Origin of the sequence: Burkholderia pseudomultivorans (assembly GCF_001718415.1) — a bacterium.
GTDB lineage: Bacteria > Pseudomonadota > Gammaproteobacteria > Burkholderiales > Burkholderiaceae > Burkholderia > Burkholderia pseudomultivorans_A.
The window spans coordinates 1,073,778-1,090,900 of the sequence record NZ_CP013378.1 but is presented as its reverse complement, the minus strand read 5'-3'; the positions used below and the strand labels follow the sequence as shown (position 1 = coordinate 1,090,900).

At 69.9% G+C, this 17,123-nt stretch carries 13 protein-coding genes; 6 read left to right on the top strand and 7 right to left on the bottom strand.

Features of this window, described 5'->3' with window-relative positions:
• Positions 1–41: 41 nt before the first annotated feature.
• From WS57_RS17490 to WS57_RS17465, 6 genes are all read right to left on the bottom strand, one after another.
• The gene (locus WS57_RS17490) at positions 42–1,856 is read right to left on the bottom strand and encodes an FAD-binding protein (protein WP_059513839.1); all 1,815 of its coding nucleotides are present in this window, start codon (positions 1,854–1,856) and stop codon (positions 42–44) included.
• Positions 1,857–2,084: 228 nt separating this feature from the next.
• On the bottom strand, positions 2,085–3,305 hold the full coding sequence (locus tag WS57_RS17485; protein WP_069244617.1) for a porin: 1,221 nt from the start codon (positions 3,303–3,305) through the stop codon (positions 2,085–2,087).
• Positions 3,306–3,434: 129 nt separating this feature from the next.
• Positions 3,435–4,277, bottom strand: coding sequence for a shikimate dehydrogenase family protein (locus tag WS57_RS17480; RefSeq protein WP_069244616.1), 843 nt, complete (start codon positions 4,275–4,277; stop codon positions 3,435–3,437).
• A complete protein-coding gene (locus WS57_RS17475; protein WP_069244615.1) occupies positions 4,274–6,835 on the bottom strand; it encodes a branched-chain amino acid ABC transporter ATP-binding protein/permease in 2,562 nt (853 codons plus the stop codon). The genes WS57_RS17480 and WS57_RS17475 overlap by 4 nt, the downstream gene beginning before the upstream one ends.
• Positions 6,832–7,701, bottom strand: coding sequence for a branched-chain amino acid ABC transporter permease (locus WS57_RS17470; RefSeq protein ID WP_059605439.1), 870 nt, complete (start codon positions 7,699–7,701; stop codon positions 6,832–6,834). Before WS57_RS17470 ends, WS57_RS17475 begins: the two co-directional genes overlap by 4 nt.
• 117 nt (positions 7,702–7,818) lie before the next feature.
• A complete protein-coding gene (locus tag WS57_RS17465; RefSeq protein ID WP_069244614.1) occupies positions 7,819–9,117 on the bottom strand; it encodes an ABC transporter substrate-binding protein in 1,299 nt (432 codons plus the stop codon).
• 183 nt (positions 9,118–9,300) lie between these two features.
• Here WS57_RS17465 and WS57_RS17460 point away from each other — a divergent pair, with 183 nt between their 5' ends.
• The gene (locus WS57_RS17460) at positions 9,301–10,359 is read left to right on the top strand and encodes a Gfo/Idh/MocA family protein (RefSeq protein ID WP_069244613.1); all 1,059 of its coding nucleotides are present in this window, start codon (positions 9,301–9,303) and stop codon (positions 10,357–10,359) included.
• Here the strand turns inward: WS57_RS17460 and WS57_RS17455 are convergent.
• Positions 10,356–11,276: an NAD-dependent epimerase/dehydratase family protein gene (locus tag WS57_RS17455; protein WP_069244612.1), complete on the bottom strand. Its 921-nt coding sequence runs from the start codon at positions 11,274–11,276 to the stop codon at positions 10,356–10,358. The genes WS57_RS17460 and WS57_RS17455 overlap by 4 nt on opposite strands.
• A 138-nt stretch (positions 11,277–11,414) precedes the next feature.
• Here WS57_RS17455 and WS57_RS17450 point away from each other — a divergent pair, with 138 nt between their 5' ends.
• The 5 genes from WS57_RS17450 to WS57_RS17430 all read left to right on the top strand — a co-directional run bounded on the left by WS57_RS17450 (position 11,415) and on the right by WS57_RS17430 (position 17,114).
• On the top strand, positions 11,415–13,160 hold the full coding sequence (locus tag WS57_RS17450; RefSeq protein ID WP_060254042.1) for an FAD-dependent oxidoreductase: 1,746 nt from the start codon (positions 11,415–11,417) through the stop codon (positions 13,158–13,160).
• Positions 13,157–13,768: an NIPSNAP family protein gene (locus WS57_RS17445; protein WP_069244611.1), complete on the top strand. Its 612-nt coding sequence runs from the start codon at positions 13,157–13,159 to the stop codon at positions 13,766–13,768. The genes WS57_RS17450 and WS57_RS17445 overlap by 4 nt, the downstream gene beginning before the upstream one ends.
• A gap of 30 nt (positions 13,769–13,798) precedes the next feature.
• Positions 13,799–14,632 carry a sugar phosphate isomerase/epimerase family protein gene (locus WS57_RS17440; protein WP_060254046.1) on the top strand — a complete coding sequence of 278 codons (834 nt, stop codon included), beginning with the start codon at positions 13,799–13,801 and terminating at the stop codon, positions 14,630–14,632.
• Positions 14,633–14,739: 107 nt separating this feature from the next.
• On the top strand, positions 14,740–16,149 hold the full coding sequence (locus WS57_RS17435; RefSeq protein ID WP_081337639.1) for an MFS transporter: 1,410 nt from the start codon (positions 14,740–14,742) through the stop codon (positions 16,147–16,149).
• A gap of 95 nt (positions 16,150–16,244) precedes the next feature.
• Positions 16,245–17,114, top strand: coding sequence for an IclR family transcriptional regulator (locus WS57_RS17430; RefSeq protein WP_038454979.1), 870 nt, complete (start codon positions 16,245–16,247; stop codon positions 17,112–17,114).
• Positions 17,115–17,123: the final 9 nt, after the last annotated feature.

Genomic DNA, 17,123 nt, shown 5'->3' with positions numbered 1-17,123 from the left:
GGGCGGCCGTCGCATTATGGCAGGCCGTGCGCGCCGGTTCGTCAGTCATGCGCGTCGGCGCACGCGGGCCGGTGCGGCGCCGCGGGCGATGCGTCGCCTGCCGTAGAACCGCTTGCCGTAGGACCGCCCGCCGCCACCTCTCCATGCGCAGCGAATTTCGCGATGCGCCAGCCGAACACGATCGCCGGCCCGAGCGTCGTGCCGGGGCCGGGATAGGTGCCGCGGAAGATCGACGCGAGATCGTTGCCGCACGCGAACAGGCCGGGGATCACGCGCCCGGCGTCATCTAGCACCTCGCCGTTCGCGGTGCCGCTCAGGCCCGCGCTGCACGCGAGGTCGGCGGGCCATACGGTCACCGCGTAGTACGGCCCGGAGCCAATCGGCCGGATGCACGGGTTCGGCTGTTGCGCCGGGTCGCCGTTGAAGCGGCTCATCGGGCTGCTGCCGCGCTGGAACGCGGGGTCCTTGCCGTCGGCGGCGTCACGGTTGTAGGTCTCGACGGTGCGCGCGAGACCGCCGGCGTCCACCTGCAGCTTCGCGGCCAGCTCGGCCAGCGTCGCGCCTTTCACCAGGTAGCCGGCGCGTTCGAACGCGGCGATGCGGGCTGCGCTGCGCGCAGGCATCAGCAGGCCGAGGCCGTACGTGTGGATGAACGCGTCGTCGACGATCAGGTGGGCCGGCACGCTCGGCCCGTTGCCGTCGTCGCGCAGCATCCCCATCACGAAGTCGTGGTACGAATTCGACTCGTTGACGAAGCGTTCGCCGCGGCGGTTGACCGCGATCAGGCCGGGCTTCGCGCGGTCGAGGATGATATGCGGCCATACGCTGTCGCCGCCGGAGCCGGTGCCCGCCGCACGGCGGATCGAGCACGGCATCCACAGCCCGGCGCTGTCGCCGCCGTCCTCGACGCGTGCGCCGACGCGCTGCGCGCGATCGACGCCGTCGCCGGTATGGGTGTCCGGCGACAGCGACAGCGGCTGCGCGGCGGCCGGGAACAACTGCCGGCGCAGCGCCGGATGGCGTGTGATGCCGCCGGTCGCGAGCACCACGCCGCGCCGCGCGCCGATCCGCCTGCGGCCGCCGTCCGGCGTCGCGACGATCGCGCCGGTGACGCGGCCGTTCTCGCGCACGAGTTCGAGCAGCGGCGTGTCGAAGCGCACGTCGACACGCCGCTTGAGCAGGCTGTAGTAAAGCCGTGCGGCCAGCGCGTTGCCCATCACGAGCTGCGTGCCGCGCGCAAAGCGCAGCCGGTCGAGCGCATAGCGGCCGACAACGGCGAGCGTGCGCGTGAAGTTCGCGACCGACGCGAACGGCGCGAGCAGCGCGTTCAGGTCGCTGCGCGCGACCATCATCCCGCCGAGCCCCATGAATTCCTTGCGCGGCGGCCGCACGCGCGCGAATGCGCGGCCGAGCACGCGCGCATCGAACGGCGCGGGCACGAGGGCGCGGCCGCCGTAGGCGGCGCCGGGCCCGTTCACGTAATCGGGATGCGCGGCGGCGGCGACGAATTTCACGTCGCTGATGCGCGCGAGTTCGTCGATGGCCGCGGGACCGCTTTGCAGAAAGGCTTCGCGCGCGTCGTCGCCGCCCCGCATGCCAACCACCGACTGCAGAAAGCGCCGCGCATCGTCGACGCTGTCGGGAACGCCCGCATCGACGCTCAGGCGCGTGCCCGGCACCCACGTCGTGCCGCCCGACGTGGCCGTGATGCCGCCCACCGCAGCGGTTTTTTCGCACACGAGGACGGCCAGCCCCTCGTGATCCGCGACCAGCGCGGCGGTCATGCCTGCCGCGCCGGCGCCAAACACCAGCAGATCCACTTCTTCGTCCCAGCGCCGTTCGACGACCGCACCCATGTCCACGTCTCCTTCGTTCCGTGCCGCCGCGCGTACCGATTCGACGCGCGGCGGACGATGTCTTGATGATTGTGGAATGTTATTCCAATAAATCTAAAAGTGGAATAGTGTTCTAAAAAAGTGCGATGCGGGCAGGCCGACCGCGTTCCGTCGCGGGACGCAAAACGAACACGCCCGCATGCGCGGGCGTCAAAGCGTCAAAGCGACGAACGAAGCCGCCGGCGTCGTTCAGAACCGGTGCACGATGCCGACGCCAGCCGCGAACTGGCTGCGCGTCGACGACGGCGCCGAGTTGAAGCCGTCGCCGAGCGTTGCGGTCGCGGCGATGATCTGGCCGCTGCCGTTCGTGCCGAGCGTGGTGCCGTTCGCACGCTGGTACGCCTCGAGCGCATAGAGGCCGGTGCGCTTCGACAACGCGTAGTACTGCGACAGGTTGAACTGCTGATACTGCGCCGCGTTCGTGATGCCGTTGGCCTTGGTCGCGCGCGTGAAGCTGTAGCCCGCGCCGAGATCCCACGCGGTGCCCGGCTTCCAGTGCAGCACGAGGCCGCCGGTATTGAAGATCGCCGTCTGCGCGAACTTCGAGCCGGCGCCCGGGATGTACTGCACGTTCGAATAGGTCGCCGACACGTCCCATGCATCGTTGAACGCATAGCTCGCGCCGACCGCGAAGCGCTGTTGCGCCTGCGCGGTCTGATAGCCGTTCGTGAGCGCGGACACACCCGCCTGTGCGCCGTTGTTCGACGTCGTCGAATTCGCGCCGAACGCGCCGCCGCCGGGCGTCGAGTTGTTGATCCGCGAAAAGCCGACCGCCATCCCGAGCGGGCCGTTCGCGTACTGGATCGCGGTGGTCCAGGTCGAACCGGCGTTCATGCTGCCCGCGACGCCGCCGAGCGAATACGAGCCGCCGAACGTGAAACCGTAGAGCCTCGGCGACGTGTACTCGATCGTGTTGTTGGCGCGATAGATCGTGTCGAGTCCGTCGATATCGCCGGGATGCGCGCCGAAGAAGCCGGTCAGCCAGTTGGTCGGGCTGTACGGTGAAAGGAGCTGGTAATACGACGCGTATTGGCGGCCGAACGTCAGCGAGCCATACGCGGGGTTCGTGAAGCCGACCCACGCCTGGCGGCCGAACATCGCGTCGGTGTACTGCTGCGCGCCGTTTGCGGAGTTGAGGCCCGATTCGAGCACGAACACGGCCTTCGTGCCGCCGCCGAGGTCTTCCGAGCCCTTGACGCCGAAGCGGCTGCCGGCCCATACGCCGGTCACCATCTTCACCGACGCATGGCCGCCGGCGGCGGAGCCGAGCGTCGTCTGGCTGCTCTGGTATGCGATGCCGTTGTCGACGACGCCATAGAGCGTGACGCTCGACTGCGCGAACGCAGGCGAGGCGGCGAGCAGTGCGGCGCCGGCCGCGAGCGCGCGGGGGGCGGTACGACGATGTTTCATCGGGTGTCTCCTGATTGTTGTGGCGATACGGGGACGGCGGCGCGGCGCGCCGCCGTCGTACAGCGAAAGCGGATCAGCGGCGCACGCGGCGTCCGGGCAGGCTCGGGCGTGCGCGCATCGCGCAGGCGCTCATGCGGCGGATTCCGTCAGGAACGCGACCATGCGGTCGCACACGCGCGCGAACATCTGCGTGCCGGTGACGGTGCGGCAGCCGCGTGCGCGCGCCGCTTCGATGAAGGGTGTCAGCGGCGGCTTCGTGACGACGTCGCCGACGAACGTGGTGGCCGGCACGCGCGACACGTCGACAGGCAGCGGATCGTCCGCGCGCATGCCCATCGGCGACGCATTGACGATCACGTCGAACGCCTCGGGCGCGACCTCCTCGGTGGCGATGCGCACCGCGCCGCGCTGCAGTGCGGCGAGCCGTCCGACGAGTGCGCCGGCGCGCACGGCGTCGTTGTCGCGCACCTCGATGGACGCGGCGCCCGCCATCACCAGCGCGTGGCCGATCGCCGAACCGGCGCCGCCCGCGCCGACCAGCAGCGCGCGCTGCCCGCGCAGGTCGCAGCCGGCATCGGCGAGCGCGGCGACGAAGCCGGTGCCGTCGAACATGCCGCCGTGCCAGCCGCCGTCGGCCGTGCGGCGCAGCGTGTTCACCGCGCCGAGGAACGCAGCTTCGTCGGACAGGCTCGTGCAGAACGCGGCCGCGCTGAACTTGTGCGGGACGGTGACGATCACGCCGTCGACATTGCGCATCGGCGACACGCCCGCGAAGAACGCCGCGAGATCGTCCGGCGCGACGTGGGCAGGGACCACGAGCGCATCGCGCCCGGCTTCGCGCAGCGCGGCCGTCACGCCTTGCGGCGAACGCACCTGCGCAATCGGGTCGCCGACGATGAAGTGGATGCGCGTCGCGCCGCTCAGGCCTTCGTCGAGCGAAACGGGAACGGGCGCGGTCAGGGGGGAAGTCATGCTGATTTCATCTCCAGGGTTGAACCGGCATCGTCGTGCACGATGCCGAGCAGTCTTGCCTGCGTGGCCGCGTCCTGTTCGAGCGCGGCCGCGCTGCTTTCATGGGCGACGCGGCCGTTGACGAGCACGTACGCGCGGTCGGCGATCGGCAGCACCATGTCGGCCTGGTGTTCGACGATCACCACGCTCGCGCGCTCGCGCAGCTTCACGACCGCGTCGAGCACTTCCTGCACGACGGCGGGCGCGAGCCCTTCGAACGGCTCGTCGAGCAGGATCGCCTTCGCGGGCGCCATCAGCGCGCGCGCGATCGCCACCATCTGCCGCTCGCCGCCCGACAGGTGTTCGGCGCGCGCGTCCTTGCGCGTCGCGAGGCGCGGGAACAGTGCGAACATCTCGTCGAGGCTCGCGCCGCCCCTGCGCGCGGCGAGTCGCAGGTTTTCCGCGACGGTGAGGTTCGGGAACAGCCGGCGGCCCTCGGGCACCATCGCGAGGCCGAGGCGGTTGATCTCGTGCGCGGGGCGGCCGGTGATGTCGTGGCCGTCGAACGTGATGCGCCCGGCCGTGACGTCGGCGACGCCGGTCGCGGCGCGTAGTGTCGTCGTCTTGCCGACGCCGTTGCGGCCGAGGATCGCGACCACTTCGCCTTCGTGCAGCGTGATGTCGATGCCGTCGAGGATCGTGTTGCCGGCGTAACCTGCCGTCACGCGCTCGAGACGGAGCAGCGGCCGGCGCGCGGCCGCCGCGCCGTCGTGCACGCGACGTTCGTCGTCGCGCGCGGCCAGCCGTGCATCGACCGGCCGTTCGCCCTTCGCATGACCGAGGTACGCTTCGATCACTTCCGGGTGGCGCGCGACCTCGGCGGGCGAGCCGTCCGCGATCAGCCGGCCGCGATGCAGCACGCTGACGCGATCGGAGATCGTCAGCACGCGGTCGATGTCATGCTCGACCAGCAGCACCGCGTGATGGTTCGCGAGCTCGCGAATGATCGCGGCGACGCGCACGCGATCGGCTTCGGCGAGACCGGCGAGCGGCTCGTCGAGCAGCAGCAGTCGTGCGCGCGTCGCGAGCGACAGCGCGATTTCGAGCAGGCGCTGCTCGCCGTGCGACAGGCTTTCGCACGCGTGTGCCGCGCGCTCGACGAGGCCGACCGCCGCGAGCAGCGACCAGGTCTGCGCATTCTGTTCGTCGAGCGTGTGCGCGTCGCGCCACAGGCCGAGGCGATCGTGCTGCGCGGCCTGCACGGCGACGCGCACGTTCTCGAACACGGTCAGGTTGCGGAACACACTGAGGATCTGGAACGAGCGGCTCATGCCGAGCCGCACGCGCCGGAACATCGCGAGCTTCGTCACGTCGCGGCCGTCGAACGTGATCGTGCCGGCGCTCGGCGACAGCACGCCGGTCAGCATGTTGAAGAAGGTGGTCTTGCCCGCGCCGTTCGGGCCGATGAAGCTGTGCAGCCGGTACGGATGGACGTCGAGGTCGATCCGGTCGGCGGTCACCAGCGAGCCGAACCGCTTCGACAGGCCGCGCACGCTCAGCACCGGCGTAGCGGGATCGGAGTCGATGCGGCTTGCGCGATACGGTGCGATGACGTCGGGACGCGCGGGAATCGTGTCGCGCACGAGTGTCCAGCGCGAGCGCCGCAGCACGCGCTGCACGATGCCGTGGATGCCTTCGGGCGAGAAGAACGCGAACGCGATGACGATCGGCGCGAAGATCAGCCACCAGTGCTCGGTGAGGCTGCTCAGCTTGTCCTCGAGCAGGATGAACGCGATTGCACCCCATAGCGGCCCGAGAAACTGGTGGACGCCGCCGAGCACCGTCATCAGCAGGCTGTCGCCCGCGTGTTCCCAGCTCAGGTTGTTCGCATACGCGCCCTGCAGCATCAGGCACAGCAGGCCGCCCGCATAGCCGATCACGGCCGCCGAGATCACGAAGGCGTGCAGCTTGAGCCGGTAGGTGTCGTAGCCGAGGCTCGCCGCGCGCTGCTCGTTGTCGCGCAACGCCTGCAGCGCGCGCCCGAACGGCGCGTGCACCATGCGCCACAGCAGCCAGGCCACGGCGATCACCGTCACGCACGCGAACACGTGGAAGCCGGTGGCCGTCGGGAAGGTCGGGCGCGGCACGTTCTGCAGGCCGTTTTCGCCGCCGGTCACGTCGGTCCACTTGAACGCGATCTCGAACGCGATCTGCGAGCAGGCGAGCGTGAGCAGCGAGAAGTACAGCCCGCGCCGGCGCAACACGATCGCGCCGATCAGCGCGGCCAGCACGGTCGTCACGATCACGCTGGCCGCGAGCGCGAGCACCTCGTTGCCGAGCACGCGCAGCAGCGACACGGCGACCAGATAGGTGGCCGTGCCGAAGAACACCGATGCGCCGAACGGCACGAGCCCCGTATAGGCGACGAGCAGGTTCACGCCCATCCCGTACAGCGTGTAGATCGCGATCTGCGTCGCGCGTTCGAGCGGTGTGCCGGTCGCGGTGAGCGCGAGCGACACGACGATCAGCGAGAGGGTCAGCACCGCGACCGGGTGCCGGGTCAGATGGCCGAGTTTCATTCGAAGCGCTCCCAGCGTTCGCCAAACAGCCCGCGAGGGCGTACCAGCAGGACGACGGCCATCAGCACGTACATCGCGACCGACGAGCCTTCGGGAAAGAACTGCACGGCCAGCGCGGTCACGATGCCGACCAGCAGGCCCGCAACCACGGCGCCCGCGAACGAGCCGAGGCCGCCGATCGTGACGATCACGAACGCGGGCATCACCGCGGCGGTCGCCATGCCCGGCGTGACCGTGAGCAGCGGCGCAGCCAGCACGCCGGCGGCGCCCGCGAGCAGCGCGCCGAGCGCGAACGCGCCGGTCAGCACGCGCGGCAGGTTGATGCCGAGCAGGCCGACCATCTCCGGATCGCGGCTGCCGGCGCGCAGGATCCGCCCGTACGGCGTGTAGTTCATGAACCACCACAGCGCGACGAGGATCGCGACCGTCGCGGCGAGCACGAACAGCCGGTATTTCGTGATCAGCAGCGGCCCGTAGACGAGCAGGCCGCCGAGCGCATCGGGCGGGCTGAACGGCAGGCCGCCCGCGCCCCACACGAGTCGCGTCAGCGCGGTGATCAGCAGCGACAGCGCGAACGTGACGATCAGGCTGAGCAGCGGCTCCTTGCCGTACAGCCGCCGGATGAAGACCACCTCGATCAGCACGCCGACCGCGGCGACCAGCAGCGGCGCGAGCACGACGGCCGCCCAGCCGAACTGCGTCGACAGCGCGATCGCGAAATACGCGCCGAGCGCGAACAGCGCGCCGTGCGCGAAATTGACGATGCCGAGCAGCCCGCAGATGATCGACAGTCCGATCGCGAGCAGCACGTAGAGAAACCCCAGCACCAGTCCGTTGGCGACCTGGGACAACACCATTTCTGCCATGCCCTTCTCCAGTATGCGGCCCGCCGAACCCGCGCCGCGCGGGCGCGGGGCGGACGGCGTGCACGGGATACGCTCGAGGCTTGCCGGCGCATGCGCCGGCGATGCGGCGGCGCGCCGTCAGCGCGCGGCCATCGTGCAGCCGATCTCCTGACGCGTGCCGTACAGGCGGTCGAGCTCGGCGGGGTTCTGCGGCACGACGGAGATCGGGTCGAGCCAGTCCCATTTGTCGGCGATCCGGTCCTTCACCTTGAACACGGTCCAGCGCCGCAGCAGCTGGTGGTCCCATGGACGGAAGTGCGCAGGGCCGCTGCCGTCGACCAGCTGCACGGTCTCGAGGCTCTGCACGATGTCCGCGCCGGACGTGCTTTTCGCCTGGTTGATCGCCTGCAGCAGCGCGCGCGTCGTGAACCAGCCGATCCATGCCTTGTCGGCGGGCGGCTTACCGTACTTCGCCGTGTAGCGCTTGACGAACGCGACTTCGTCCGGCGAATGGCCGGGCGAGCTGAAGTGCCACGGCTTGCCGTAGTAGCCGGTCGCCGCATCGACGCTGATCGACCACAGATCCGAATCGCCGATGATCGGGCACGCGACCGGGATCCGGCCTTTCATGCCCATTTCCGCGTATTGCTTCAGGAACGTCGACAGGTCGCCGCCCGGCAGCCCGAGCAGCACGACATCGGGCTTCGACTGGCGGATCTTCAGGATGAACGAGCTGAAATCGGTCGTGTTCAGCGGCGTGACGTCCGCGCCGGTGATCGTGCCGCCGGACTGCTTCAGCAGGTCGGACATCGAGCGCTGGATGTCCTGTCCGTACGCGTAGTTGGCGACCAGGAAGTGCCATTTCCTGCCGATCGCGAACAGCGACGGCGCGAGCGCGCGGCAGGTGACGGGCGTCGGGCTCAGCACGCGGAACGTATACGGGTTGCAGCTGCTGCCGGTCAGCTCGCGCGCGGCGGCGTTCGGCGCGATATACGGCGTTTTGGTGCGCCACGCGACCGACGACATCGCCAGCGACGTGCCGCTGTTGGTGCCGCCGATCACGGCGATCGCCTTGTCCTGCTCGACGAGCTTCTGCATGTTCTGCTGCGCCGACTGCGGATTGGGTTCGTCGTACCACACGAGATCGATGCGGCGGCCGCGCGCGTGATTGCCCGCGTCGTCGAGCGCGAGCTTGACGCCGTTGGCGATCACTTCGCCCTGTTCGGTCCATACGCCCTGCTTGGCCATCAGCAGGCCGAGCTTCAGCGGTTGCTCGCCCTGGGCGCGCACGATCGCGGGCGCGGCCAGCGCCGCCGCGCCGCCCGCGAGCGCCTTGCCCGCGGTCACGAGCCACGCGCGCCGCGACGGCGCCGGGCTGTCGGACGCGTCGCGCCGATGGCTGGAAAGGGTGTCGTCCTGCTGCTGCTGGTCCGTCATCTGTCTGCGCTCCTGTTCCCGGTGATGGGTCGACGCCGCGCCATCGCGGCGCGCGGCAAATTTTTGGTGAACTCTAGTTCAAACTGGAATAGCATTCAACAATCAAAGATGATTTCAGGAAATCCGGGTATTCACCCGGTTGGTCGCGGACACGCGTCGTAAACCCGAAAAGGAGATGAAGCGATGGCAAGGAGACGGCTGGCAGTGATCGGTGCTGGTGCGATCGGACGGATGCATGTGGAGCGCGCGCGGGTGCATCCGCAGGTGGAGGTGGTGGCGATCGCGGACCCGTCGCCGGCGGCGGAGCAGTTCGCGCGCGCCGAGGGGTTGCGCTGGTTCGCCGACTACGCGGCGATGCTCGACGCGGTGCGTCCGGACGGCGCGATCGTCGCGACGCCGAATGCGACGCACGTGGCGGTCGGCCTCGCATGCATCGCGCGCGGCGTCCCCGCGCTGATCGAGAAACCGGTGTCGGACAGCGTCGACGCGGCGGCCGCCCTGAGCCGCGCCGCGCGCGAAGCCGGCGTGCCGCTGCTGGTCGGGCACCATCGTCGCCACAATCCGATACTGCGGCGCGCCCGCGAGATCGTGCAGTCCGGTCGGCTCGGCCGGCCCGTCGCGGCCAATGCGCTCGCGACGTTCTACAAGCCCGACGCGTATTTCGACGTCGAGTGGCGCCGCCAGGCAGGCGGCGGCCCCGTGCTGATCAACCTGATTCACGACATCGACATCATGCGTTTCCTGCTCGGCGAGATCGTCGAAGTCTGCGCGCAGACCTCGAACGGCGTGCGCGGTTTCGACGTCGAGGACACCGCCGCGGTCCTGCTGCGCTTCGACAGCGGCGCGCTCGGCACGCTGGCCGTGTCGGACTGTGCGGTGTCGCCGTGGAACTGGGATCTCGCCGCGGGCGAGGCCGCGCACTATCCGCGCCAGCAGGTGAATACCCATTTCCTGATCGGCACCGATGCGTCGCTCACGCTGCCGCAGCTCGATCTCTGGACGTACCGCGGCGCGAAGGGCTGGCACGAGCCGCTGACGGTCGAGCGCTGCACGCCGCACGAGGCGGACCCTTACCACGAGCAGCTGCGCCATTTCGCGGCGGTGATCGCCGGTGACGAAGCGCCGCTGTGTTCGGCGGACGACGCGGCGCGCACGCTCGCGGCGACGCTCGCCGTGCATCGCGCGGTGGCGGCGCGCACCGCGGTGGCGCCCGCCGCCGTCGTGAGCGTGAGCAGGCCCTAGCGACCGGCCGCGGCGAGCGCCGGCACGCCGTGGCGATAGAACGCGATGGTCTGCCGCAGGCCGTCGTCGAGCGCGGTGCGCGGCAGGCCCGGCAGCAACCGCGCGAGCGCGGGATCGTCGGGGAAGTCGGTCGCGATCGGCAGCGGCGGCCCGTCGGCATCGATGCGCGCAGCCGGCGCGAGGGCCGCGATCCGCTCGATCAGCGTGGTCACCGGCGTGATCTCGCCGGCCAGCGTGAACGCATGCGCGCCATCGAAGTCGTGCAGTAGCGCGGCCTCGTACGCGGCCGCGACATCGTCCGCGTACACGAGGCCCGTCGTGCCGCAGAACGGAATCGTGTAACGCTCGCCGCGCGCGGCCGCGCGGCATGCGAGGCTCGGCCCGGCGCTCGAGCCCGTCTCGCGTCCGGCGCCGTAGACCACCAGCGGACGGAAGCCGATGCTTGCGATCCCGTGGTCGTGCCAGTACGCACGCGCCGAGCCTTCGCATGCGAGCTTGAACGCGCCGTAGTGGGTCTGTGGCAGCGGCGCCGCGCCGTCGTGCGGGCCGAACACGCCGGCGCTGCTCGCATAGAGCACGCGCCGCAGTCCGGCCGCGCGCGCGGCCTCGAACACGTTCAGCGTGCCGATCAGGTTGACGTGCGCGCCACGCACCGGATCGGCCGCACAGGCGGGCGTGAGGATGCCGGCGAGATGGATCACCGCGTCGCAGCCGTCGAGCGCGCGCGCGGTGGCCGCCGCATCGGCGACGTCGCCCGTGCGCCAGTGCACCGCCGCGGCGCGCGTGGGCGCGAGCGCGTCGACCAGGCGCGGGTTCGCGCCCACGTCGAAGCTCACGCAGTCGATGCCGCGTGCCAGCAGCCTCCTGATGATCCATGCGCCGAGAAAACCGCTGCCGCCCGTTACCAGTACCCGCATTGTCGTGCCTCCCTGTCGTCACAAAGTCTTTGCGAAACTCGAATTAGTGGAATAGTATTCCACTTCGAAAGAACATTCCATAAACGTCGCGATGACATCGCATCCGGCGTTGGAGACACTGAACGGGCGATAGCGAACATGAAGCGTGAACCGATACTCGACTGCGACGTGCTGGTGCTGGGCTCCGGCGCGGGCGGGCTCGCGGCGGCGGTGACGGCGGCCGCGCAGGGCCTGCGCGTGATCGTCGCGGAGAAGGAGGCCGTGTTCGGCGGCACGACCGCGTGGTCGGGCGGCTGGATGTGGATTCCGCGCAATCCGCTCGCGACGCGCGCGGGAATCCGCGAGGACATCGACGCGCCGCGCACCTATCTGAAGCACGAACTGGGCGCGCACTACGACGCCGACAAGGTCGATGCGCTGCTCGAACGCGGCCCCGAGATGGTCGCGTTCTTCGAACGGCATACGGCGGTGCGCTTCATCGACGGCAACCGCATTCCCGATTTCCATACGACGCCGGGCGCCGGTGCGGGCGGGCGCTCGGTCTGCGCGATGCCGTTCGACGGCCGCGAGCTCGGCCCGCTGATCGACAAGCTGCGCGAGCCGCTGTCGGTCACGACGATCAAGGGGATGGCGCTCGCGTCCGGGCAGGATCTCGCGCATTTCTATCGCGCGACGCGCGCGCCGAAGTCGGCGCTGTACGCGAGTCGCCGGCTGGCTGCGTTTGCGTGGCACAAGCTGCGCTACGGACGTTCGATGCATCTCGTCAACGGCAATGCGCTCGTCGCGCGGCTGCTGAAATCGGCGGCCGATCGCGGCGTCGACCTGCGCACGCATGCGAAAGCGATCGGCCTGATGCGCGACGCCGAACGCGTGACCGGCGCGCGGGTCGAGATCGACGGCATCGTGCACGAGATACGCGCAGCGCGCGGGGTCGTGCTTGCGTGCGGCGGCTTTCCGCACGATCCGGCGCGGCGCGCGCAGACTTTCGCGTATACGCCGTCCGGGCGCGAGCACTGGTCGGCGGCGCCGCTCTGCAATACCGGCGACGGCATCCGGCTCGGCGAAACGGTCGGCGCGCATTTCGACCAGACGCTCGATGCGCCGGCCGCGTGGGCGCCCGTGTCGCTGGTGCCGCAGGCGGGCGCCGCCGCCGTTGCATTTCCGCACCTGATCGAGCGCGCGAAACCGGGCGTGATCGCGGTGACGCGCGCGGGCCGGCGCTTCGTGAACGAGGCGTCGTCGTATCATGACTTCATCTCCGCGCTGCTGGATACGACGCCCGCCGGCGACGAAGTCTGCGCATGGCTGATTTGCGACCACCGTTTCCAGCGGCGCTACGGGCTCGGTTTTTCGAAGCCGCGGCCGTTCCCGGTCGGCCCGTACCTGCGTTCCGGCTACCTGAAGCGCGGCGCGACGCTCGAGGCGCTGGCGCACGCGTGCGGGATCGATGCGCGTGCGCTCGCGGACACGGTGGCGGCGTACAACCCGTATGCGAAGCAGGGCGCCGATCCGGCGTTTCACAAAGGCTCGACGCCGTACAACCGCGTGCAGGGCGATGCGGCGCATCGGCCGAATCCGTGTCTCGCGCCGATCGAGGCGGGGCCGTTCTATGCGGTGAAGCTGTTGCCCGGCAGCCTCGGCACGTTCGCGGGCCTCGCGACCGACCGCGACGCGCGCGTGCTCGATCGAAGCGGCGCGGCGATCGCCGGCCTCTATGCGGTCGGCAACGATGCGGCCAGCATGATGGGCGGCTGCTATCCGAGCGGCGGCATCACGCTCGGGCCTGCGATGACCTTCGGCTATCTCGCCGCGCTTTCTCTTGCCGACGCCGCGCCCGATGCCGCGCGCGCCGGTGTCGATTCATCCTCGAGGACAATGCAATGACACTGTATGACGTAGTGACGCTCACGGTGAAGATCGGCGCGAATGCGCAGGTCTTCGAAGGGATCCAGGCAAGCGGCGATCCGCAGGGCGGCCGGCTGCTCGGCTGCTGGTATTCCGACATCGGCACGCTCGGCCAGGTGCTGGTGCTGCGCGGCTATGCGTCGGAAGCCGCGCTGGTCGCCGAGCGCAAGCGGATGCTGCTCGAAGGCAACCCGTTCGGCTGCGGCGACGCCATCGTCGACGTGAAGACGGCCAGCTACGCGCTGTTCCCGTTCCTGCCGCCGATCGAGCCGGCCGTGCACGGCGGCATCTACGAGATGCGCGTGTACGGCACGAAGCTCGGCAGCCTGCAGCAGACGATCGACGTGTGGGAGCAGGCCGTGCCGGAGCGTATCAAGCGCTCGCCGCTGGTCGGCGCGATGTATGCGCTCGACGGCGACGTGCCGCGCTTTCTGAACATCTGGCCGTATGCGAGCGTGGACGAGCGTTCGCGCATCCGGGCGGAAGCGGTCAGGGACGGCATCTGGCCGCCGAAGGGCGGCCCGGCGCACCTGACCACGATGGCCTCGACGATCTGCGTGCCCGCGCCGTTTTCGCCGCTGCGCTGAACCTGACGCAATGACGATCAAGGAGACGACATGACCCAGCCTCAATCCCGCGCGCTGTCGCTGTCGGCGCTGACCGTGCTCGAGCTGAATCCGCCGCAGATGGTGCAATGCGCGGTCGACGCGGGCTACGACTACGTCGGCCTGCGCCTGCTGCCGGCCACCGATAGCGAGGTCCGCCACGCGATCGTCGGCGACACGCCGCTGCGGCGCGAGACGCTGGCGATCCTGCGCGATACGGGCATGCGCGTGCTCGACGTCGAGATCGCGCGCCTGAAGCCCGATACCGACGTGACGGACTACCTGCCGATGCTCGAAACGGCCGCGGAACTCGGCGCGCGCTACGTGCTCGTCGCGGGCAACGATCCCGACGAAGCGCGCACCGTCGAGCGGCTCGGCCGGCTGTGCGATCTCGCCGCGCCGCTCGGCCTGTCGCCGTCGCTGGAGCCGATGCCGTGGACCGACGTGAAGGATCTCGACGCCGGTGCGCGCATCGTCGATGCATGCGGCCGTCGCAACACCGGGCTGATCGTCGATCCGATCCACTTCGACCGCGCGGGGTCGTCGCTCGACACGTTGCGCGCGTTGCCGCGCGACTACTTCGGCTACGTGCAGTTCTGCGACGCGCCGGCCGAGCGGCCGACCGACGTCGATACGCTGCTGTTCCAGGCGCGCTGCGCGCGGCTGGTACCGGGCGACGGCGGCCTCGATCTGGCGGGCATCCTGCGTGCGCTGCCCGCGCACCTGCCGGTGAGCGTCGAGGTGCCGAACCAGCAATGGGCGAACACGACGCCTGCGGTGGCGCGCGCGCGCCGGCTGCGCGAAGCGACACGTGCGGTGATCGACGCGGCGGCCGTGCCGGCCTGAGCGCGCTGCGGCGGCAACGACGGGCCCGGGCTTCACCTGCGGCGTGACGCCGGCGTGAGGCCAGGGCATTCGACACGACGACAACAACGATACTCCGGAGACATTCGATGACTTCCTCGCAAGCGGCCGCACGGCCACGACCTCGTATTAATCAGTATCGCGAAACGGCTCGGATCGAGCCGCTCGACGTCCAGCACTTCCTCGACGCGCAACCGGTCGGCCGCTTCCAGTGGCTGGTGCTGCTGTTATGCATGCTGATCGTGATGCTGGACGGGCTCGACACGGTGATGATCGGCTTTATCGCGCCGTCGATTTCGAGCGCATGGGCGATTCCGCGCGACGCGCTCGGCCCCGTGATGAGCGGCGGCCTGCTCGGCCTCGCGTTCGGTGCGCTCGCCGCCGGCCCGATGTCCGACCGCTTCGGCCGCAAGACGGTGATGGTCGGGGCGGTGCTGTTCTTCGGGATATGGAGCGTGGCGTCGGCCTTTGCGACCGGCGTCGCGTCGCTGACGGCGCTGCGCTTCCTGACCGGCATCGGCTTGGGCGCGTCGATGCCGAACGCGGCCACGCTGATGGCCGAGTATGCGCCGCCGCGGCGCCGGGCACTGATGGTGACGGCGGTGTTCTGCGGTTTCACGTTCGGCGCGGCGGGCGGCGGCTTCGTGAGCGCATGGCTGATCGAGACGTGGGGCTGGCATTCGGTGCTGCTGCTGGGCGGCGTGCTGCCGGTCGCCTACGTGCCGGTGCTCGCCAGATGGCTGCCCGAATCCGCACGCTATCTTGCGCTGAAGGAGAGCCGGCGCGTGCGTCTGGTCGGCGTGCTGAACCGCGTGCAGCCCGGCATCGCCGACGCGCGCACGCGCTTCGTGTCGCACGAACCGGCGCGCGACGCGCGCAGCCCGGTGCGGGCGATCCTGTCGCGCGAGCACGCGTTCGGCACGGTGATGCTGTGGATCTGCTACTTCGCGGGCCTGCTTACCGTCTACCTGCTCGGCAACTGGCTGCCGACGCTGATTCGCGGGCTCGGGTTTTCGCTGGGCGAGGCGGCCGTCGTCGGCGCACTGTTCCAGGCCGGCGGCACGGTTGGCTCGGTGCTGATCGGCTGGCAGATGGATCGCTTCAATCCGCACCGCGCGCTCGGCGCGACCGTGCTGGCGGGTGGCGCGCTCGCGTGGTACATGGGCGCGTCGGCCCATTCGTTCGCGGTCATCTGCGTGCTGGCGCTTGGCATCGGCTATTGCATGAACGGCTCGAATACCGGCTTTTGCGCGCTCGCGGCCGGTTCCTACCCGACCGAGATGCGCGCGACCGGCACGAGCTGGATGCTCGGCGTCGGCCGCTTCGGCGGTATTGCGGGCGCGATGCTGGGTGCGGCGATGCTGCACGCGAACTGGGGCTTCGGGCAGGTGTTCGCGGCGCTCGCGGTGCCGGCGGCGGTGGGCGGCGCGGCGGTGCTGCTCAAGGGCGCGCGTCATCGCGGCACCTTCGTGCCCGTCGGCGTGAGCGCCGGCCACTGAGCGCGTGCGGCGGGAGCATCCGCTCGAGGATCTGCTTGAGTTCCAGTATGGAATTGTGTTCTCATTTGCCATCACGATACGAATGAGAAGGCGCCATGGCAGGAAATCTCGAGCGTGCGCTCGCAGTGCTGGAATTGCTGGCAAAGAACGGCGGTCGCATGCCGCTGGCCACCATTGCCGATACGCTCAATATTCCGCGCAGCGGGACGCACCGGCTGCTGTCGATGCTGATCGACGAAGGGTTCGTGCGGCAGGACCAGGAGCATGGCGAGTACATGCTCGCGCTGAAGCTGGTGTCGCTTGCGCTGATCTACCTGTCGACGAGCGGGATGTTCGACATTTCGCAGCCGGTGCTCGACCGGCTGGCCGAGGCGTCCGGCGAACTGGCGCGGCTCGGCGTGGTCGAGGACGATCACATCACGTTCGTCGGCAAGGCGCAGGGCGCGAAGTCGGGGTTGCGCTACGACCCCGACATGGGCAGCCAGCCGCCGCTGCATTGCACCGCGAGCGGGCAGGCGTGGCTTGCGACGCTGCCCGACGAACGTGCGGTCGAGCTGGTGTCGAAGCAGGGCGGGCTTGGCGCGAAGGCACAGAACGTGCCGCGCGCGCCGAAGACGATCCAGCAGTTCCTGAAGGACCTGAACGGCGCACGCGAGCGCGGTTACGGGGTCGCGATCGAGACCTACGAGGTCGGCATGACGTCGATCGCGGCGGCGGTGCGCAATCCGGTCACCAACGAAGTGGTCGGCATCGTCAGCCTGGCCGGCCCGACGAGCCGCTTGCCGGAGTCGCGGCTCAAGGAGCTTGCGCCGTTGCTGCTCGAGGCGGCGTCCGACATGAGCGCGGCCACGCTGGGCTCGCCGTGGTTCAAGCGCGCGGGCGCGGCCGGCGTGCCCGCGCAAGCGGCGCCGGTGCCGGTTGCCGCGGCGAAGCCGGCGGCGCGCGGACGGACCGCGAAGCGGTAACGCGCGGCG

What these genes read in the sequence shown, in the direction of transcription:
- WS57_RS17490 (WP_059513839.1), bottom strand. Translation starts at nt 1,856, where the DNA reads ATGGGTGCGGTCGTCGAACGGCGCTGGGACGAAGAAGTGGATCTGCTG.
- WS57_RS17485 (WP_069244617.1), bottom strand. Translation starts at nt 3,305, where the DNA reads ATGAAACATCGTCGTACCGCCCCCCGCGCGCTCGCGGCCGGCGCCGCA.
- WS57_RS17480 (WP_069244616.1), bottom strand. Translation starts at nt 4,277, where the DNA reads ATGACTTCCCCCCTGACCGCGCCCGTTCCCGTTTCGCTCGACGAAGGC.
- WS57_RS17475 (WP_069244615.1), bottom strand. Translation starts at nt 6,835, where the DNA reads ATGAAACTCGGCCATCTGACCCGGCACCCGGTCGCGGTGCTGACCCTC.
- WS57_RS17470 (WP_059605439.1), bottom strand. Translation starts at nt 7,701, where the DNA reads ATGGCAGAAATGGTGTTGTCCCAGGTCGCCAACGGACTGGTGCTGGGG.
- WS57_RS17465 (WP_069244614.1), bottom strand. Translation starts at nt 9,117, where the DNA reads ATGACGGACCAGCAGCAGCAGGACGACACCCTTTCCAGCCATCGGCGC.
- WS57_RS17460 (WP_069244613.1), top strand. Translation starts at nt 9,301, where the DNA reads ATGGCAAGGAGACGGCTGGCAGTGATCGGTGCTGGTGCGATCGGACGG.
- WS57_RS17455 (WP_069244612.1), bottom strand. Translation starts at nt 11,276, where the DNA reads ATGCGGGTACTGGTAACGGGCGGCAGCGGTTTTCTCGGCGCATGGATC.
- WS57_RS17450 (WP_060254042.1), top strand. Translation starts at nt 11,415, where the DNA reads ATGAAGCGTGAACCGATACTCGACTGCGACGTGCTGGTGCTGGGCTCC.
- WS57_RS17445 (WP_069244611.1), top strand. Translation starts at nt 13,157, where the DNA reads ATGACACTGTATGACGTAGTGACGCTCACGGTGAAGATCGGCGCGAAT.
- WS57_RS17440 (WP_060254046.1), top strand. Translation starts at nt 13,799, where the DNA reads ATGACCCAGCCTCAATCCCGCGCGCTGTCGCTGTCGGCGCTGACCGTG.
- WS57_RS17435 (WP_081337639.1), top strand. Translation starts at nt 14,740, where the DNA reads ATGACTTCCTCGCAAGCGGCCGCACGGCCACGACCTCGTATTAATCAG.
- WS57_RS17430 (WP_038454979.1), top strand. Translation starts at nt 16,245, where the DNA reads ATGGCAGGAAATCTCGAGCGTGCGCTCGCAGTGCTGGAATTGCTGGCA.